Source organism: Kaistia algarum, assembly GCF_026343945.1.
GTDB classification, from domain to species: Bacteria; Pseudomonadota; Alphaproteobacteria; order Rhizobiales; family Kaistiaceae; genus Kaistia; species Kaistia algarum.
Genome location: NZ_JAPKNJ010000001.1, coordinates 2,007,887 through 2,027,466 on the forward strand (window position 1 = coordinate 2,007,887; position 19,580 = coordinate 2,027,466).

Sequence of the window (19,580 nt, forward strand, 5' to 3'; positions counted from 1 at the left end):
TTGGAATTCTTCAAAGCCATAATGTGATGGATCGCCGGTCCGCCTTCAAGGCCAGGACAGAGATCCATCGCAAGGTCGGCGCCTGTCATGGGAACGCAACAGACCGAGCCTATCGGGATGTTCTCTCGCCACCACGGGGACTTTACGACCATGAAGATCATATTGCTCGCGACCAGCGCGCTTGTCGCTCTCTCGCTACCCGCTCTCGCCGATCCGATCAAGCTCGGCTCCGCGCAGGTCAAGCCTGCGGAAGACGTTCTGTCGCCGGGTCTCTCGCAGGTCCCCGTCGCCGAAGGCGCGTTCAAGCTCGAGAATCCGTCGAAATATCTCGGCTATTACGGCTATGGCAAGGACGGCCCGCTGGTCCCGGCCAAGGGCGCGGTTCAGTCGAAGGACCACAATGTCGAGGCTTCCAAGACCGAGCCCGACAAGAATACCTACCTCGTGCTCGAGGGCGCGACCGGCCCGGCCAAGGGCGTCAAGTATGGCACCCATTTCGTTTTCCAGGGTCATGAGAGCGGCCCGAAAGACGAGAACGGCGTGTCGCGCGGCGGCCTGACCCGCATCAATCTCGACGCGTCGAAGGCGCATCGCGTCACGCTGATGGCCGACACCGATGTCGATGGCAAGCCGCTGCCGCTGATCGACGGCTCGGCCTGGGACCCCTTCGCCAAGATGCTGCTGCTGACCTCCGAGGAAGGCACGGATGGCGGCGTCTGGGCCGCGACGGTCGATTTCCCCTCCAAGGTCGTCGACCTCTCCGCCTTCACCGGCCGCGCCGCGTATGAAGGCGTTGAAGTCGATGCGGACGGCTCGCTCTGGCTGGTCGAGGACGCCGGCGGCAAGGGTGGCCCGAAGACGAAGAACGCCAAGCAGCCGAACTCCTTCGTCTATCGCTTCGTGCCGAAGGACAAGACGAACCTCTCGCTCGGCGGCAAGCTGCAGGTGCTGCAGGTGCTCGACGCCCAGTCGCAGCCGGTCGTCTTCCACAAGGACGACATCGACGGCGACATCCTCTCGCCGAACCAGAAGACCCTCTACACCTATGGCAACGAGCTGCCGGCGAAGTGGGTCACGATCCGCGACAGCGACGAGCATCCGGCCGAGGCCTTCGACGCCAACGATCTCGCCAAGAAGGCGGGCGGCACGCCGTTCAAGCGCCCCGAAAACGGCCAGTTCCGTCCGGGAACGAGCTTCAAGGAGTTCTATTTCACGGCAACCGGCGACACCAACGCCAAGACCGAGGCCGGCGTTGATTTCGGCGGGTTCGGCGGCGTGTTCAAGATCGCCCAGTCGAAGAAGAACCCCGACAGGGCGACGGTCGCGCTCGTCTATCGCGGCGATGCGACCCGCACGGGCTTCGACAATCTCTCTTTCCTCAACGACACGCAGCTGCTCGTCGTCGAGGATGCCGGCGACAAGCTGCACATGCAGCGCAACGCCTTCGACTCCGGCTATATCGTCGACGTGACGGCTGATTATGCGAAGGCGAGCACGCCGGATCCGGTTCGCTTCCTGAGCCAGGGCCGCGACGACATGGCGACGATCGACGAGGCGCTCACCTCGGCCGAGGGCTTCCAGAATGACGGTGACAACGAGATCACCGGCATTCACGTCTCCGACGGCAATCCGACAGTCGAAGGCCTGATCGGCACCGCTGTCCCGACACCGTTCGAAAATGGCTGGCGCGTGTTCTATACCCGCCAGCATGGCCGCAACATCACCTTCGAGATCGTCCAAGATCCGGCATCGTCAAAGAAGGACGAAGCCAAGGCGAAGAAGATGTAGTCACCCGAGCCGATCGGAAAACGGAAAGGGCGCCTTCGGGCGCCCTTTTTTTGCGTCCGCTGTCAGGCGATGGCGGCGATTTCCTCGTCCGTCAGGGCACCCGGAACGATGGTGATCGGCACCGGAAAGGTGCCCGCAAGGCGCCCGGCGATCGCGGTGACGAGCGGGCCTGGCCCTTCCTTGTCGATGCCGGCGGCCAGCACCAGGATCGCGATGTCCTCGTCCTCGGCGATGAGGTGATTGACCTGCTCGGCCCGCGCGCCCTCGCGGATCACCAGCTCCGGCTCGACGGAAGAATGGCGCCGTGCGAGATCGGCGAAGCGGGCCAGTGCCTTTTCCGCCTCCTCCGACGCCTCGGCACGCATGATGTTCTCGACGCCGATCCAATCGTGGAAGCCGGGCGGTTCGATCACATAAAGCAAGGCCAGGGCACCGCTGGTTCGCTCGGCCCTTCGGGCGGCATAGACGACCGCGCGCGAACATTCGGGGCTGTCGTCGATTACGGCCAGGAACTTGCGCCGGTGTCCGGCCTCGGTGCTTCTGCGCTTCAGCATCGCTCTATGCTGCCACTCGCCGGTCACCCCCGCAAGGCGAGGGCGAGGGATCAGTTGCGGCGGATGAAGCCGACGATATCCTTGACGCCGTCCATGATCGGCCGGGCTATCGCCTCGGCACGGGCGGCGCCATTGGCGAGAATCTGGTCGATATGGCCAGGGTCGCCCATCAGCCGGCGCATCTCGCCGCCGACCGGGCCCAGCTTCTCCACGGCCAGATCGGCCAGGGCCGGCTTGAAGGCGGAGAATGGCTGGCCGCCGAACTGGCTCAGCACATCCGGCTTCGCAAGGCCCGACAACGCCGCGTAGATGCCGACGAGATTATCCGCCTCCGGACGTCCCTTGAGGCCTTCGACCTCGCTCGGCAGCGCGTCGGCATCGGTCTTGGCCTTGCGGATCTTCTGGGCGATGCCGTCGGCGTCGTCGGTCAGGTTGATGCGCGAATAATCCGACGGATCGGATTTCGACATCTTCTTAGTGCCGTCACGCAGGCTCATGATCCGCGTCGCCGGACCGGTGATCAGCGGCTCGGTGATCGGGAAATAGGCATCACCATAGCCATGCGCGGCGATCGAGCCGGCATAGTCGTTGTTGAACTTCTGCGCGATGTCGCGCGTCAGCTCGAGATGCTGCTTCTGGTCCTCGCCGACCGGAACATGCGTCGCCTTATAGGCGAGAATGTCGGCCGCCATCAGGCTCGGATAGGCCAGGAGCCCGAGCGAGGCGTTTTCCTTGTCCTTGCCGGCCTTGTCCTTGAACTGCGTCATCCGGTTCATCCAGCCGATGCGGGCAACACAGTTGAATACCCAGGCGAGCTCGGCATGAACCGAGACCTGACTCTGGTTGAAGACGATGTGCTTCACAGGATCGATACCGGCCGCGACGAAGGCGGCCGTGACCTCGCGGATCTGGCGCGACAGCTCGGCGGGATCCTGCCAGACCGTGATCGCGTGCATGTCGACGACGCAATAGATGCAATCGTGGCTCTCCTGCAGCGCGACGAAATTGACGATCGCGCCGAGATAATTACCAAGATGCAGATTGCCGGTCGGCTGGACGCCGGAAAAGACGCGCGGCTGGAATTCGGTCATGAGGAAACCCCGTTGATCGGCCGCCTTATCGCGCGGCGAAAGGCCTCGCGCAAGCGCCGCTCAGCCTTGCCGCGCGCGCAGAACGCGGATCAGCTCGGAAAAGTCGACGATGCGCGCAAACTGGCAGAGCATCGCGTAGAGCACGGCGGCGCCGAGGCAGATCGCCGCCAACGTCAACGCGGCAATGAGCCCGCCATGCGTCCGAAGCAACGGCTCGGCGAGCGCGGCGGCGGACCGGGCAACAAGGGTCATGGCGGCCGTGGCCACGATGAGCAGGAGAGCCGAGCGGCGGAGCCGAGCGTCCGGCTGCCAATGACCACGGACAAGCAGCAATCCGCCCAAAAGGCCGGCATTCACCCAGGCCGAGAGTGACGTCGCGAGGGCGATGCCGACTTCCGACAACACGGGGAACAGCGCCAGCGAGCCCGCGACGTTGATTGCCACCGCGATGGCAGCGAACCACATCGGCGTCTTCGTGTCCTCGCGGGCGAAATAGGCCGGCGACAGCGCCTTGATCAGGACGAAGGCCGGCAGGCCGAGCGCAAAGCCCATCAGCGTTCGCGCCGTGACGAGCGTATCGGCAGCATCGAAGGCGCCGCGCTCATAGATGATGCGGACGATCGGCTCGGCCAGAGCGAACAGTCCCGCCGCCGCCGGAAGCGTCAGCGCCATCGAGAATTCGACGCTGCGGTTCTGCAGCGCCGCGGCGAGATCGGCGCGACCGGCACGAAGCTGGCGCGACAGATCGGGCAGCACGACGACGGCGATGGTGGCGCCGACAATGCCGAGTGGCAGCTGGTAGAGGCGATCGGCATAGCCCAGTACCGCGATGGCGCCGGGAGCGAAGGAAGCGATCATCGTGCCGATCACGATGTTGATCTGCGTGACGCCACCACCGATCAGACCCGGGACGGCGAGCGCCGTCAGGCGCCGCACCCCGGCAGTCAGGCGCGGGCGAAGCAAGGGCAGGTCGATCCCTGCCCGGCGGGTCGCGACAACGACCATGAGAAGCTGGGCGAGGCCGCCGACCAGGGTTGCCACCGCCAGCAGGATACCGGCTTGCTCCGTATCCTGCCGCCCGGTCACGATCACATAGGCCAGCGCGCCGACCAGGACCACATTGAGCAGCGCCGGCGCCATGGCGGCGGCGAGAAAGCGCCCATGGGCATTCAGCACGCCGCTATAGAGCGCGAGCAGCGAAATCAGCGCCAGATAGGGCAGCGCGATCCGCGTCAGCAGGATGGCGAGCGCGAATTTCTCCGGGTCGGCTGCAAAGCCCGGTGCCAGAACTCCGATGATCGGCGACATGAAAATCTCGCCCACGATCGTGACGATCACGAGGAGCAGCGCGAAGGCCGATAATACTTCGCCGGCAAATCGATGCGCCGCCTCGTCGCCGCTCTCTTCCAGACGGCGGGCGAAGAGCGGGATGAAGGCCGCGGAGAACGCGCCTTCCGCAAAGAGGCGGCGAAAGAGATTGGGCAGGCGGAAGGCGACGAGAAAAGCGTCGGCGACCGGCCCCGTACCAAGCGCCGCCGCCATGAACATGTCGCGCACGAATCCGAGCAGTCGGCTCGACATCGTGGAGCTCGCGACCGTCGCAAAATTGCGCGCGAGCGACACCGCCCGTTATCCCGTCCGGCGGGCGGATGACTTATCGGCAGCGATATCGCCCTCGAAGACCTGCTGCAGCCGGCGGCGGATATTCGCCTCGCGGGCGGCGTTGGTGACCTTCCGCGCCATCAGGTCGGTGACGTAGAAGACGTCGACGGCCCGCTCGCCGAAGGTCGCCACATGGGCGGAGGCGATGTTGAGATTGAGGTCCGAGATCGAACGCGTCAGGTCGTAGAGCAGGCCGGGCCGATCGATGCCCGAGGCTTCGATGACGGTGAACTGGTTGGACCAGGAATTGTCGAACAGGATCTCGGTCTTGACCGTGAAGGCCTTGATCTTGGCGCGCGGCTTGGCCTTGCGGGCGATCGCCTCGGGCAGCGCCACGGTCCCGGACAGCGCGTCCTCGATCAGAGCACCGACTTTCCAGCCCCGCCGCTCTTCCTCCTCGTCCGAATCGAACTCGCGCTGCAGGACGATGGTGTCGAGGGCGCGGCCATCGGTGGTGGTGAAGATCTGCGCATCGACAATGTTGCTGCCTGCGGCCGTGCAGGCGCCCGCGATCAGCGACAATAGGCGAGGATGGTCTGGCGCGAAGATGGTGATCTCGGTGACGCCCTCGAAGGGGCGCATGGAAACGGCGGTGGCGAGCGTCTTGCCCGCCGCGTCGGCCTCGCGGATCATTTCGGCATGGGCGATCTTGCGCGGCAGGTCGACGCGCATCCAATAGGCCGGGTAGTGCCGCTCCAGATAGGCCTCGCGATCGGGAGCCGACCACCCCGACAGCGCATGGCCCAGCTCGGCCCGCGCCGCGGCGACGCGCTTGTCGCGCGAAATTTGGCTGTGGCCGCCGGTCAGCAAGGGCTCGGTCTCGTAGTAGAGCGTGCGCAGCAACTGGCCCTTCCAGGCATTCCAGACGCCAGGACCGACGGCGGAGATATCGGCGATCGTCAGGATCAGCAGGAGCTTCAACCGCTCCAGGCTCTGCACGACGGCCGCGAAATCCTGGATGGTCTTGCGGTCGCCAAGGTCGCGCGACTGCGCCGTCATGCTCATCAGGAGGTGGTTCTCGATGAGCCAGGCCACCGTCTCGGTCTGCGCGGGCGACAACCCAAGCCGCGGGCCGAGCTTGCGGGCGACCCGCGCGCCGGCGATCGAATGATCCTCCGGCCGCCCCTTGGCGACATCGTGCAGGAGCATCGCCACATAGAGCACGACGCGGTCCTGGATATTCGGGATCAGGCTGCTAGCTAGCGGATGATCCTGCGCATGCTCGCCGCGCTCGATCGACGAAAGGATGCCGATCGAACGGATCAGATGTTCGTCGACCGTATAGTGATGATACATGTTGAACTGCATCATCGCGACGATTTTGCCGAAATCGGGAAGGAAACGGCCGAGTACGCCGGCCTCGTTCATCCGTCGAAGAACGATCTCCGGCTGGCTTCTTGAGGAGAGGACTTCCAGAAAAAGCCGGTTCGCGACAGGATCCTCGCGCATCTCTCCGTCGATGAGCTTCAGCGAGCGGGTCGCCGCCTTCATCAGATCGGGATGGAAGGCGAGGTTGTGCTTGTCGGCCAGGTGAAAGAGACGGATCAGATTGGCCGGATCGCGCTCGAAGACATTGGCGGCCGCCATGTTGATGCGATCATGCTCGACGACGAAATCGGTGGTGCCGGGGATCTTCTTCAGCTTCCGGCGCGGCGCGATGCCGAAGAAGCGATTGAGCCTCGGCGTCGTCTTGGCGTGTTCTTCCTCCAGCGCCGAACAGAAGATCAGCGTCAGATCGCCGACATCCTTCGCGACGAGGAAATAGTGCTTCATGAAGCGCTCGACGTCCTTCATCCCTGGATGGGACGTGTAGCCGAGGCGTACCGCCATTTCGCGCTGAAGGTCGAAGGAGAGCCGTTCCTCGGCCCGGCCCGTGAGAAAGTGGAGGTGGCAGCGCACCGACCAGAGAAAGTCCTCCGACTTGCGGAAGAGCGCCAACTCGGAACGAGAGAAGACGCCGGCCTCGACCAGCGCGTCACCGGACCGCACGCGGTAGAAATATTTGGCGATCCAGAACAGCGTATGGAGGTCGCGAAGGCCCCCCTTGCCCTCCTTCACGTTCGGCTCAACGACATAGCGCGAGGCACCCTGGCGGCGGTGACGTTCGTCGCGCTCGGCAAGCTTGGCCGCGATGAACGCCGGGCCGGTGTTCCGCACCACCTGCTCGTCGAAACGGAGGGTAAGCTCACCGAACAGCTTTTCGTCGCCCCAGAGAAAACGGGCTTCGAGGATCGCCGTCCGGATCGTCATGTCGCCGCCGGAGAGGCGTATGCACTCGTCGACGTTGCGGGTCGCATGGCCGACCTTCAGGCCGAGGTCCCAGAGCATGTAGAGGACGAACTCGACGACGCTCTCGCCCCAGGGTGTCTGCTTGTAGGGCAGCAGGAACAGGAGATCGATGTCGGAGCCCGGCGCCAGCATGCCGCGGCCATAGCCGCCCACGGCGACGAGCGCCATGCGCTCGGCCGAGGAAGGGTTCTGCGCCGGATAGACGTGACGGATCGCCAGTTGAAAGATCGCGCCGATGACTTCGTCGACGAGATCGGAAAGTCGCCGCGCGCATACGCTGCCGCGCCCGCCTGCCAGCAGATCTTGCTCGGCGCGCGCCCGGCCTTTCTTCATCACGTCCTTGAGCCGCGACAGCGCGGCCGCGCGGACCTGTGATTTTTCCGAATGGGTGGCGATCGTCTCGAGTTCGGCAGCGAGTTCATCGCGGTCGACAAGCGCGGAGTCGGATCGGATCATCGGGTTCTGCGACATCCAGAGAAGAGAATTTTTCGGAACCTAGACCGGTTCGCGGGGATAAACCACCTCAAGCGCGTTTCGACGACGCCTTCGCTTCGGTGCGTAGCGCCTTGAGCCTGTAGAGCGCCTCCAGCGCCTCGCGCGGCGTCAGGTCGTCCGGCAGGATCCGGTCGAGTTCCTCGGCCATCGGATCGGTCACGACCGGCCGCTCGGGAACGGCGCGCGACAGCGCCGCGGCGAAGAGCGGCAGGTCGTCGATCAATGTCGCCGATGGCGACTGGCGATCCGTCTCCTCCAGCCGCGAGAGCACGTCGCGCGCCCTCGCCACGACGGAAGATGGCAGCCCGGCGAGCTTCGCGACCTGGATGCCATAGGACCGGTCGGCGGCGCCGGGAACGATCTCATGCAGGAAGACGACGTCGCCCTCCCATTCCTTCACGCGAACCGTCGCATTTTCGAGCCGCGCGAGGCGCTGCGACAGGGCCGTCAACTCGTGATAATGCGTCGCGAACAGGCCGCGCGAGCGGTTCACTTCATGGAGATGCTCGATCGCTGCCCAGGCGATGGAGAGGCCGTCGAAGGTCGCGGTGCCGCGGCCGATCTCGTCGAGGATGACGAGCGAGCGCTCAGTCGCCTGGTTCAGGATCGACGCGGTTTCGACCATCTCGACCATGAAGGTCGAGCGGCCGCGCGCCAGATCATCGGCGGCGCCGACACGGCTGAACAGGCGGTCGACCACGCCGATATGGGCGGCGCGAGCCGGAACATAGCTGCCCATCTGGGCGAGGACGGCGATCAGCGCGTTCTGGCGCAGGAAGGTCGATTTGCCGGCCATGTTGGGACCGGTGATCAGCCAGATGCGTCCCGCCTCCGCGCCCGCTTCCCCGAGACGGCAATCATTCGCCACGAACGGATCGGCATGCTCGTTCCGGAGCGCCTGCTCGACCACCGGATGGCGGCCACCCTCGATCTCGAAGGCTAGCGACCGATCGATGATCGGCCGGCACCAGCCCTCGGCATCGGCCAGCTCGGCCAACGCCGCCGCGTGGTCGAGCTTCGCCAGCGCATCGGCGCCGAGGCGGATTGCCTCCGCCTCGGCGGATACCGCGGCCAGCAGCGCGTCGAAGATCGACAGCTCCATGGCGAGCGAGCGATCGGCCGCCGTGGCGATGCGCGCCTCCAGCTCGGCCAATTCCGTCGTGATGAAACGCATCGCGCCGGCCATGGTCTGGCGGTGGATATAGCGACCGGCGAAATCGGCTCCGAGCAGCCGCTCGCCATATTGCTGCGGCACCTCGATGAAATAGCCGAGCACGTTATTGTGCCGGATCTTCAAGGCCCGGATCTCGGTCTCAGCCGCATAATTGCCTTGCAGGCCGGCGATGACCTGCCGGCTCTCGTCGCGCAGCGCGCGCGTCGCATCGAGATCGGCATCATAGCCGGCGCGCACAAAGCCGCCGTCGCGGCGCAATAGCGGCAACTCGTCTCCGAGCGCAGCGGCGAGGCGGCCGGCCAGTGCGGCAGGGGCCTTGGCCAGATCATCCACGGCGGCGTCAAGCTCTGCCGGAAGCCCCCCGGATGCCTGCGAAAGACGCTCGGCGAGGCCGAGGGCCGCCGAAACGCCCATGCCGATCGCCGCCAGGTCGCGCGGACCGCCCCGGTGCAGCATCAGCCGCGACAGCGAGCGCGACAGATCTGGGCCGGAGGCAAGCAGCGAACGGATCTGCCCCCGCGCGAAGCCGAGCGACAGCATGAAGGCGACCGAATCGAGGCGCTGGCCGATCTCGTCTGGATCGGTCGAGGGGCTGGCGAGGCGACTGGCAAGGAGGCGCGACCCGGCGCCGGTCACGGTCCGATCGATGGCGGCAAGCAGGCTGCCCCGGCGCTCGCCGGACAGCGTGCGCGTCAGCTCCAGATTGGCCCGCGTCGCCGCATCGACGAGCATGACCGTGCCGTCGCTCTCGCGAACCGGGCGGGCAAGGGGCGGCCGTTCGCCGATCTGCGTCTTCTCGACATAGGCGAGTACCGCCGCCGCCGCCGCGAGTTCCACACGTGAGAAGGCGCCGAGGCCGTCCAGCGTATCGATGCCGAAATAGGCAGCAAGACGGCTCGCCGCGGACGCACCGTCGAAGAAGGCCGACGGCAGCGGGGTCGTGGCTCCCGGCAGGACGCGGATAAGATCGCGCATCGTCTCGTCCGCGAAAAAGCTGTCCGGAAGGAGGACCTCGCGCGGGTCGATACGGGCGAGATCGGCAGCCAGACGCCCGGCCTCGCTCTCCGCCAGGCGGAATTCGCCGGTCGATATATCGATCCAGGCGAGCGCGAAGCGGTCCGCACCCTCCGCGCCCGTACCACGCGAACGCGCCACCGCCGCCAGATAATTGTTGCGGCCGGCGTCGAGCAGCGTCTCCTCGGTAATCGTACCCGGCGTCACCAGTCGCACGACGTCGCGGCGCACCACCGAACGGCCGCCACGCTTCTTCGCCTCGGCCGGATCCTCGGTCTGCTCGCAGACGGCGACGCGATGACCGAGACCGATCAGCTTCTGCAGATAGTCATTGGCCGCATGGACCGGCACGCCGCACATCGGGATGTCTTCGCCCAGATGCTTGCCCCGCTTCGTCAGCGTGATGCCGAGCGCGCGCGAAGCCGTTTCGGCATCGTCGAAGAAGAGCTCGTAGAAATCACCCATCCGGTAAAACAGGAGGCAATCCGGATTGGCCGTCTTGATCTCGATATACTGCTCCATCATCGGCGTCGGGCGCACCGAAGGGGCGGGAATTTCGTGGGTGGGATCCAGCATGGCCGGACCCTAGCAAAACGCCAAAGCTGTTTCACCGTCCCGGCATCAATCTCATGGCTTGAGATCACAGAAACCGGTGTTATCGTCGCCGACCACGATAAGGGTGGCCGCCAAGAGCCTCCCGCCTTCCGGAAACGCCTGACCCCGAGCGACACATGACAGAGACGAAGAGACCTACCCGGAACGGTCCTGCCGTGACGGACCAGGAAGCGCTGGAATTCCATTCACGCGGCCGACCGGGCAAGCTCGAGATCACGCCGACCAAGCCGATGGCAACGCAGCGCGATCTGTCGCTCGCCTATTCGCCTGGCGTCGCTGTCCCGGTGAAGGCGATCGCCGCCGATCCGAGCCTTGCCTTCGACTATACGACCCGCGGTAACCTCGTCGCCGTGATCACCAACGGCACCGCCATTCTCGGCCTCGGCAATCTCGGTGCGCTCGCCTCCAAGCCGGTGATGGAAGGCAAGGCCGTTCTCTTCAAGCGCTTCGCCGACGTCGATTCGATCGATCTGGAGATCGATACGGAAGATGTCGACGCCTTCGTCGATTCGGTTCGCTATCTCGGCCCGTCCTTCGGCGGCATCAATCTCGAGGACATCAAGGCGCCGGACTGCTTCATCATCGAGAGCCGTCTGCGCGAGCTGATGGACATTCCCGTCTTCCATGACGACCAGCACGGCACGGCGATCATCGCGACCGCCGGAATGATCAACGCGCTGCACCTGACCGGACGCGACATCAAGACGACGCGCCTCGTCTGCAACGGCGCCGGTGCTGCCGGTATTGCCTGCATCGAGCTGGTCAAGGCAATGGGGATGCCGTCGGAGAACGTGCTGCTCTGCGACACCAAGGGCGTGGTCTATGAGGGCCGCACCGAGGGCATGAACCAGTGGAAGACGGCGCATGCGACGCGGACGGATGCGCGCACGCTGCAAGACGCCATGGTCGGCGCCGATATCTTCTTCGGCGTCTCGGCGAAAGGCGCCCTGACGCCGGACATGGTGCGCTCGATGGCGCCGCGGCCGATCATCTTCGCCATGGCCAACCCGGATCCGGAGATTACGCCGGAAGAGGTGGCCGAGGTTCGCGACGACGCGATCATGGCGACTGGGCGATCGGACTATCCGAACCAGGTCAACAACGTCCTCGGCTTCCCCTACATCTTCCGCGGCGCATTGGACGTTCGCGCGCGGACGATCAACGAGCCGATGAAGATCGCCGCAGCCAAGGCCCTCGCCGAGCTCGCCCGAGAGGACGTGCCGGATGAAGTGGCCGCCGCCTATCAGGGCGTCCGGCCGCGCTTTGGGTCCAACTACATCATCCCCGTGCCATTCGACCCGCGCCTTCTGTCCGAGATTCCCGCGGCGGTGGCGCAGGCGGCGATGGATTCCGGCGTCGCCGGCAAGCCGATCGCCGACATCGCCGCCTACAAGATCCAGCTCTCGGCCCGGCGCGATCCGATCGTCGGCACGCTGGCGCGCATCTATGAGCGCGTGCGGCGCAACCCGAAGCGCGTCGTGTTCGCTGAAGGCGAGGAAGAGCAGGTCATCCGCGCCGCCGCCAGCTTCGCCGCCCAGAAGCTCGGCACCGCGATCCTCATCGGCCGCGAGGATATCGTCCGCGACACGGCCGCTCAGGCCGGCATCGAGATCCGTGACGGCATCGAGATCCACAATGCCCGTCTGTCGCGCCGCAACCCGGACTATATCGACAATCTCTATGCCCGCCTGCAGCGCCAGGGCTATCTCTTCCGCGACTGCCAGCGCCTCATCAACACCGATCGCAATTATTTCGGCGCCACCATGGTCGCGCTTGGCGACGCGGACGCGATGGTGACCGGCGTTACCCGCAATTATTCCACCGTCCTCTCCGATGTCCGCCGGGTGATCGATACCCGTCCCGGCCACCGCGTGATCGGCATCTCGATCGTCCTGGTGCGCGGCCGGACCGTGATCGTCGCCGACACCGCCGTGCACGACATGCCGTCCGGCGAGGAACTCGCCGATATCGCGGAGGAAGCCGCGGGCTTCGCCAAGCGGCTCGGCTATGAGCCGCGCGTGGCCATGCTCGCCTATTCGACCTTCGGCCAGCCGGAAGGCGAGCGCTCGCGCCATGTGCGCGAGGCCGTCCAGATCCTGGAACGGCGGCGGGTCGATTTCGAGTTCGACGGCGAGATGGCGGCCGACGTGGCGCTGAACCCGAAGGTCATGGCGTCCTATCCGTTCTGCCGGCTTTCCGGTCCGGCCACGGTTCTGGTCATGCCGGCGTTCCACTCCGCTTCGATCTCGACCAAGATGATGCAGGAACTGGGCGGCGCCACCGTGATCGGCCCGCTGCTGGTGGGCCTCGACAAGCCGGTGCAGATCCTGTCGCTGGGCTCGCGCGACAGCGACATCGTCAATATGGCGGCTCTGGCCGCGTTCAATGTCGGCGGTTGACGCCGCCGACATCAATTTGCAATCGGGAACGCCGATGTTAGCCTCTGCCAACCGATAAGCAGGGGAGAGATCGACATGGCCGAGCCGGGCACATTCTACTGGAACGAGCTGATGACGCGCGATGCGGCGCGCGCGAAGGATTTCTACGCCAAGACGCTGGGCTGGACGTTCGATTCCATGCCGATGGGCGAGGCTGGCGATTACCATATCGCCAAGGTCGGCGACACGATGGTCGGCGGCATCATGGAACTGTCAGGCGCGCAGTTCGAGGGCGTGCCCGACAATTGGTTCAGCTATATCGCGGTCGACGACCTCGACCAGCGCCTTGCCCTGCTGAAAGAAAATGGCGGCATGGTGATCCGCGAGCCCTTCGACGTGCCGGGCGTCGGCCGGATCGCGATCATCGCCATTCCCGGCGGCGCGGCGCAGGGCTGGATGGTTCCGGTCCCGATGTAGACTACGGGGCCGATAACTCAGAGCGCTGACGAAGCGATCCGGCGGACGCCGGTCGCGTCCATCGCCGCGATGGCCGCCGCCAGCGAGTCATTCGTGTCGATGGCGCGGCAGGCATCCTCGATCACGACCGTCTCGAAACCATGGGCGCGAGCATCCTGCGCCGTCCAGGACACGCAGAAGTCGGTGGCGAGGCCGACAGCATAGACCTTCTCGATGCCACGCTCGAACAGATAGCCGGTGAGCCCGGTCGGGGTCTTGCGATCGGCCTCGAAGAAGGAGGAATAGCTGTCGGTGTGGGCGTGATAGCCCTTGCGGATAATCATCTGGGCGTGGGGGATATCGATACCGTCGGCGAGCGCCGCGCCGAACGAGCCCTGGATACAATGATCCGGCCACAGTACCTGCGGCCCATAGCGAAGATCGATCACGTCGAACGGCGCCTTGCCCGGATGGGACGAGGCAAAGGAGATGTGGTGCGCGGGATGCCAGTCCTGCGTGATGACGACATTCTTGAAGCGTCGGGCGAGATCATTGACCAGCGGGATGATCGCGTTGCCATCCGCGACGGCGAGCGCGCCGCCGGGGAGAAAGTCGTTCTGGATGTCCGTTACGATCAGTACGCTGGTCGAATCCATCGATCTAGCCGTCCCTTCTGTTGTGCCGCCGATAAGTCCCTGCGAACGCCTCCCCCGTCAACCCGCCCCATCAACCCGCCCTTGTCACGCGGCGCAGGGTGAGATTGATCCGCCCGCCACCAGGAAGGAGCGTCGAGGTTCCCGGATAGATGCGGTCGACGCCGTGATAGGCAAGGCGCGCCTCGCCGCCGAGTACGACCACGTCGCCCGAGGCAAGGCGCAGCGAGCGGGTCGGGTCCCCGCGCCGGAGCCCGCCGAGACGGAAGAGGCAGCTGTCCCCCAGCGATACCGAGACGACGGGCGCGGCGAACTCGGCCTCGTCCTCGTCGCGATGCAGACCAAGCCTCGCATCGGCATCGTAGACATTGACGAGGCAGGCCTCGGGCGGCTCCGGGAAATCGGCGACGTCGCTCCATAGCTGCAACAAGGCGGGCGGAATCGGTGGCCAGGCGGCGCCGGTGACGGGGTGGACTGCCTGATAGCGATAGCCGGCGCGGTCCGAGACCCAGCCAAGCGTGCCGCAATTCGTCATGAGGACCGAGAAGGGCTTGCCCGTCTTCGGCATTTCCGGCCGATAGAGCGGCGCCGCGGCGACGGCGGCGAGGACTGCGTCGCGCAGCGCTTCCTGCTCGCGGCGATCGAAGCGGCCAGGGAAGATCCGGAAGCCTGTTGGCGGCGGCGATGCTGTGCTTGCCTGCATGTTTCCACGCCCCGATAACAGCCGGTAGCGGCCCCAATCCTCTCATTCGCCGCCTTGCGGCCTATTCGGCATCTTCTTATATACGCCGGGAACCCGCTTGGGACCTTTCGGCCCGGCGAGAAATTACATAGTCCATGGGGGCCGTCCGGCAGGACCGGAACGGCGGAGGCCTCTTAAGAGGGTCCGCCCGGCCCGCCGAAAAGGAGAATGAATATGGCAAAGGTCATCGGTATCGACCTCGGAACGACCAATTCGTGCATTTCCGTTATGGACGGCAAGGCGCCGAAGATTATCGAGAACGCCGAGGGCGCGCGGACGACACCGTCCATGGTCGCTTTTACCGATACGGGCGAGAAGCTCGTCGGCCAGCCGGCTAAACGCCAGGCGGTCACCAATCCGGAACACACCTTCTTTGCAGTGAAGCGCCTGATCGGTCGCCGCTACGACGACCCGATGGTCGAGAAGGACAAGCATCTCGTCCCCTACAAGATCGTCAAGGGCCCGAACGGCGACGCCTGGGTCGAGGTCGACGGCGAGAAATATTCCCCGTCCCAGATCTCCGCCTTCATCCTGATGAAGATGAAGGAGACCGCCGAGGCCTTCCTTGGCACAACCGTCGATCAGGCCGTCATCACCGTTCCGGCCTATTTCAACGACGCCCAGCGCCAGGCCACCAAGGACGCCGGCAAGATCGCCGGCCTTGAAGTGCTGCGCATCATCAACGAGCCGACGGCGGCGGCGCTCGCCTACGGTCTCGACAAGAACGAGGGCAAGACCATCGCGGTCTATGACCTCGGCGGCGGCACTTTCGACATCTCGATCCTCGAGATCGGCGACGGCGTGTTCGAGGTGAAGTCGACCAATGGCGACACCTTCCTCGGCGGCGAGGATTTCGACATGCGCCTGGTCAATTATCTGGCGGACGAGTTCAAGCGCGAGCAGGGCATTGACCTGCGCGGCGACAAATTGGCACTGCAGCGCCTGAAGGAAGCAGCCGAGAAGGCGAAGATCGAGCTCTCCTCCTCGCAGCAGACCGAGATCAACCTGCCCTTCATTACGGCCGACGCCAAGGGCCCGAAGCATCTCGCGATCAAGCTGACGCGCTCGAAGTTCGAGGCGCTGGTGGATGATCTGGTGCAGAAGACCGTGGCACCCTGCATCGCAGCGCTGAAGGATGCCGGCCTTGCCAAGGGCGAGATCGACGAGGTGGTCCTGGTCGGTGGCATGACACGCATGCCGAAGATTCAGGAGATCGTGAAGCAGTTCTTCGGCAAGGAGCCGCATAAGGGCGTCAATCCGGACGAAGTCGTCGCGGCTGGCGCGGCGATCCAGGCCGGCGTGCTGCAGGGTGACGTCAAGGACGTGCTGCTGCTCGACGTGACGCCGCTCTCGCTCGGCATCGAGACGCTCGGCGGCGTGTTCACGCGTCTGATTGAGCGCAATACGACGATCCCGACCAAGAAGAGCCAGGTGTTCTCGACGGCTGAGGACAGCCAGTCCGCCGTGACCATCCGCGTCTTCCAGGGCGAGCGCGAAATGGCGGCGGACAACAAGATCCTCGGCCAGTTCGACCTCGTCGGCCTGCCGCCGGCGCCGCGCGGCGTGCCGCAGATCGAAGTGACGTTCGACATCGACGCCAACGGCATCGTCAATGTCTCGGCCAAGGACAAGGGCACCGGCAAGGAGCAGCAGATCCGCATCCAGGCGTCGGGTGGCCTTTCCGACACCGACATCGAGAAGATGGTCAAGGACGCCGAGGCCCATGCGGCCGAGGACAAGAAGCGCCGCGCCGTCGTCGAGGCGAAGAACCAGGGCGAGGCCCTTGTTCATTCGACCGAGAAGTCGCTCGGCGAGTACGGTTCCAAGATCTCGGCCGCTGACAAGGGCGCGATCGAAACGGCGATCGCCGATCTGAAGACCGTGCTCGAGGGTGACGACGCCGAGGCCATCGAGCAGAAGACCAATACGCTCGCTCAGGCTTCGATGAAGCTCGGCGAGGCGATGTATGCCGCCTCGCAGTCCGACAACGCCGCCGGCAACCCCGAAGCAACGGGTTCCGACGACGTGGTCGACGCCGACTTCGAGGAAGTCGACGACGACAAGAAGAAGTCGGCGTAAGCTTCGCGCCGCGACTGATCCGGACCCGGCGCGGCAACGCGCCGGGTTTCCTCTATAGTACGGCGTCCTTCTCCCGATCCCGGACTTCCAACCCCGACACCACCGAGAGCTCCGCCGGATGGCCAAAGTCGACTACTACGAACTTCTCGGCGTAACCCGCGATGCCGACGACAAGGGATTGAAGACCGCCTTCCGCAAGCTCGCCATGCAGTATCACCCGGACAAGAATCCGGGCGATCACACGGCCGAGGCGAAGTTCAAGGAAATCAACGAAGCCTACGAGATGCTGCGCGACCCGCAGAAGCGCGCCGCCTATGACCGTTTCGGCCATGCTGCGTTCGAAAATGGCGGCGGCGGGCCTCAGGGCTTTTCGGGCGACTTCTCCTCGTCCATGTCGGACATCTTCGACGACATATTCGGCGAGTTCATGGGTGGGCGGCGCGGCGGCCAGCGGAGTGGCGCTGGCGGCGGTGGGCGCGAGCGCGGCGCCGATCTGCGCTACAACATGGAAATCACGCTGGAGGAGGCGTTTGCCGGCAAGACCGCCGAAGTGCGCGTCCCGACCCGCATCGCCTGCGAGACCTGCTCGGGAACCGGCGCGAAGCCGGGCTCGCATCCGAAGGTTTGCACCACCTGTGACGGGCATGGCCGGGTGCGCGCGGCGCAGGGCTTCTTCTCGATCGAGCGCACCTGCCCGACCTGCGGCGGACGCGGCGAAATCATCACCGACCCCTGCGACAAATGCGCCGGCTCCGGCCGCATAACGCAGGAGCGCACGCTCCAGGTCAACATCCCCGCCGGCATCGAGGATGGCACGCGCATCCGCCTGTCCGGCGAGGGCGAGGCAGGCCTGCGCGGCGGTCCGGCTGGCGATCTCTACTTGTTCCTGTCGGTGAAGCCGCACAGCCTGTTCCAGCGCGAGGGCGCCGACATCTTCTGTCGCGTGCCGATCTCGATCACCACGGCGGCCCTCGGCGGGCAGTTTGACGTGCCGACGGTCGATGGCGGCAAGACCCGTGTCAAGGTTCCCGAGGGGACCCAGACCGGCAAGCAATTCCGCCTCAAGGGCAAGGGCATGCCGGTTCTGCGCTCGGCGCAGATGGGCGACATGTATATCCAGGTGGCAGTCGAGACGCCCAGCAAGCTGTCGCGCCGCCAGCGCGAACTGCTGGAGGAATTCGAGCAGGCGTCCTCGGAAGAGAACAATCCCGAATCGGCGGGCTTCTTCGCCCGCATCCGCGACTTCTTTGGCGGCGCGTGAGCCGTTTCGTCACAGGAATGCCGTGAAGTGCGAACCATAGTCGGCGCGCGTCGAAGCTTGGGGGTTTCATGTCGTCGATCGAGAAGCGCAAGCTGAAGGCCATGATGGCGGACGAGGTCCGCTTTCTGCGCAACTGGATGGGCCGACCGCTGACGACCGGCGCCGTCAGCCCGTCGGGCAAGGCATTGACGCGGCTGATGGCGAGCTTTGTCGATCCGCAGGATACGCTGCCGGTGATCGAGCTTGGGCCGGGCACCGGCGTCGTGACACAGGCCCTGCTCGAGCGCGGCGTCGCGCCCGGCCGCATTGTTTCGATCGAGTTCAATCCCGAGTTCTGCACGCTGCTGCAGAAGCGCTTTTCCGGCGTGCGCATCATCGAGGGCGACGCCTATGGCTTCGGCACGACGCTGAAAGGATGGGTCGACGGGCCGGTATCCGCCGTGGTTTCCAGCCTGCCGCTCTTCACCCGCCCGCCGGAACTGCGCCGCAAGCTGATTGTCGAGGCGCTGGACCGCATGCCGGCCGGAAGGCCCTTCATCCAGTTTTCCTATGCGCTGGTGCCGCCGGTCCCGGCGGAAGCGGGCCGCTTCACCGTCGAGCATACGAGCTGGGTGGTGATGAACCTGCCGCCAGCCCGCGTCTGGATCTATCGCAAGATAGCGTAGCGGCGGTTCAGCGGCCTTCTTGTCGCGAAGCGGGGTGGCCTGATACAGCATCGCGCGACTGGAGTTCCGATGCCGCCACGCATTCTCCTTCTCGCCGGATCGACCGCACCCGCCGCTTCCGCCAACCTCCTTGCGGGCGCATTGACACGGGAGCTCGCCTTTCTCGACGCCGCGCCGACTCGGATTTCGCTCGCCGACTATACGCTGCCGCTGTTCGACGCCGACGCCTTGAGCGCAACGCCGGCCGCCCTGAAGGCGCTGCGTGGGCTCGTTCAGTCGCATGACGCCGTTTTCCTCGCGACGCCGAGCCGGCATGGCGCCATGCCGGCCATCTTCCGCAATCTGCTCGAATGGCTCGGCTCGCGCGAGGAACCGCGCCGGCGCCCGCTGCCACCCTTTGCCCTTGCGGCCACGGCCGAGGACGACGCGAGCGCCGCCGCCGCGCTCTCCGAGCTTGTCACGGCCGTCTCGCAGGGGCTCGGCGCGACCATCATCGGCGGCGGGCTGGCGATCGGCCGCGCTGGACTCGCCTTCGATGCCAAGGGCGGGCTCGACGATCCGCGTCTCGCCGTTGCGCTGCAGGCCCTCGCCCGCGAGATCGTGCGGACGGCGCGCGCACTTGGCTCCGAGCCATGACCTGAATTTGCTGCTCAAACCGGGAAGA

At 65.4% G+C, this 19,580-nt stretch carries 14 protein-coding genes; 7 read left to right on the top strand and 7 right to left on the bottom strand.

Going from position 1 to position 19,580, the window contains the following annotated elements; all coding sequences use genetic code 11:
* The first annotated feature begins 150 nt into the window (after positions 1 to 150).
* The gene (locus OSH05_RS09740; protein ID WP_104219387.1) at positions 151 to 1,788 is read left to right on the top strand and encodes an alkaline phosphatase PhoX; all 1,638 of its coding nucleotides are present in this window, start codon (positions 151 to 153) and stop codon (positions 1,786 to 1,788) included.
* Between the two features lie 62 nt (positions 1,789 to 1,850).
* On the opposite strand, the gene OSH05_RS09745 is transcribed toward OSH05_RS09740, so the two are convergent.
* From OSH05_RS09745 to mutS, 5 genes are all read right to left on the bottom strand, one after another.
* Positions 1,851 to 2,342: a universal stress protein gene (locus OSH05_RS09745; protein ID WP_104219386.1), complete on the bottom strand. Its 492-nt coding sequence runs from the start codon at positions 2,340 to 2,342 to the stop codon at positions 1,851 to 1,853.
* Positions 2,343 to 2,392: 50 nt separating this feature from the next.
* Positions 2,393 to 3,433 (bottom strand): tryptophan--tRNA ligase, encoded by a 1,041-nt coding sequence (trpS, locus tag OSH05_RS09750; protein WP_104219385.1) that lies wholly within the window; start codon positions 3,431 to 3,433, stop codon positions 2,393 to 2,395.
* 60 nt (positions 3,434 to 3,493) lie between these two features.
* Positions 3,494 to 5,056, bottom strand: coding sequence for a murein biosynthesis integral membrane protein MurJ (gene murJ / locus OSH05_RS09755; protein ID WP_104219384.1), 1,563 nt, complete (start codon positions 5,054 to 5,056; stop codon positions 3,494 to 3,496).
* Positions 5,057 to 5,062: 6 nt separating this feature from the next.
* The gene (locus tag OSH05_RS09760; RefSeq protein WP_104219581.1) at positions 5,063 to 7,840 is read right to left on the bottom strand and encodes a [protein-PII] uridylyltransferase; all 2,778 of its coding nucleotides are present in this window, start codon (positions 7,838 to 7,840) and stop codon (positions 5,063 to 5,065) included.
* A gap of 67 nt (positions 7,841 to 7,907) precedes the next feature.
* Positions 7,908 to 10,643, bottom strand: a complete 2,736-nt coding sequence (gene mutS, locus OSH05_RS09765) for a DNA mismatch repair protein MutS (RefSeq protein ID WP_266352140.1) — start codon at positions 10,641 to 10,643, stop codon at positions 7,908 to 7,910.
* A gap of 155 nt (positions 10,644 to 10,798) precedes the next feature.
* Between mutS and OSH05_RS09770 the strand changes: the two genes are divergently transcribed.
* Positions 10,799 to 13,081: an NADP-dependent malic enzyme gene (locus OSH05_RS09770; RefSeq protein WP_104219383.1), complete on the top strand. Its 2,283-nt coding sequence runs from the start codon at positions 10,799 to 10,801 to the stop codon at positions 13,079 to 13,081.
* Between the two features lie 75 nt (positions 13,082 to 13,156).
* On the top strand, positions 13,157 to 13,537 hold the full coding sequence (locus OSH05_RS09775) for a VOC family protein (protein WP_104219382.1): 381 nt from the start codon (positions 13,157 to 13,159) through the stop codon (positions 13,535 to 13,537).
* A gap of 17 nt (positions 13,538 to 13,554) precedes the next feature.
* Here OSH05_RS09775 and pncA read toward each other — a convergent pair whose 3' ends face one another.
* Positions 13,555 to 14,172, bottom strand: a complete 618-nt coding sequence (gene pncA / locus OSH05_RS09780) for a bifunctional nicotinamidase/pyrazinamidase (protein WP_104219381.1) — start codon at positions 14,170 to 14,172, stop codon at positions 13,555 to 13,557.
* 70 nt (positions 14,173 to 14,242) lie between these two features.
* Complete coding sequence (locus OSH05_RS09785; RefSeq protein WP_104219380.1) at positions 14,243 to 14,872, bottom strand: alpha-ketoglutarate-dependent dioxygenase AlkB family protein; 630 nt, start codon at positions 14,870 to 14,872, stop codon at positions 14,243 to 14,245.
* Between the two features lie 213 nt (positions 14,873 to 15,085).
* Between OSH05_RS09785 and dnaK the strand changes: the two genes are divergently transcribed.
* From dnaK to OSH05_RS09805, 4 genes are all read left to right on the top strand, one after another.
* Positions 15,086 to 16,990 carry a molecular chaperone DnaK gene (gene dnaK / locus OSH05_RS09790; protein ID WP_266352141.1) on the top strand — a complete coding sequence of 635 codons (1,905 nt, stop codon included), beginning with the start codon at positions 15,086 to 15,088 and terminating at the stop codon, positions 16,988 to 16,990.
* Between the two features lie 118 nt (positions 16,991 to 17,108).
* Complete coding sequence (dnaJ, locus tag OSH05_RS09795) at positions 17,109 to 18,251, top strand: molecular chaperone DnaJ (RefSeq protein ID WP_104219379.1); 1,143 nt, start codon at positions 17,109 to 17,111, stop codon at positions 18,249 to 18,251.
* Between the two features lie 68 nt (positions 18,252 to 18,319).
* Positions 18,320 to 18,916 carry a class I SAM-dependent methyltransferase gene (locus OSH05_RS09800; RefSeq protein WP_104219378.1) on the top strand — a complete coding sequence of 199 codons (597 nt, stop codon included), beginning with the start codon at positions 18,320 to 18,322 and terminating at the stop codon, positions 18,914 to 18,916.
* A 69-nt stretch (positions 18,917 to 18,985) separates the two neighbouring features.
* Entirely contained in the window at positions 18,986 to 19,552 is a 567-nt protein-coding gene (locus OSH05_RS09805) for an NADPH-dependent FMN reductase (RefSeq protein ID WP_104219377.1), read from the top strand.
* The last annotated feature ends 28 nt before the right edge of the window (positions 19,553 to 19,580 follow it).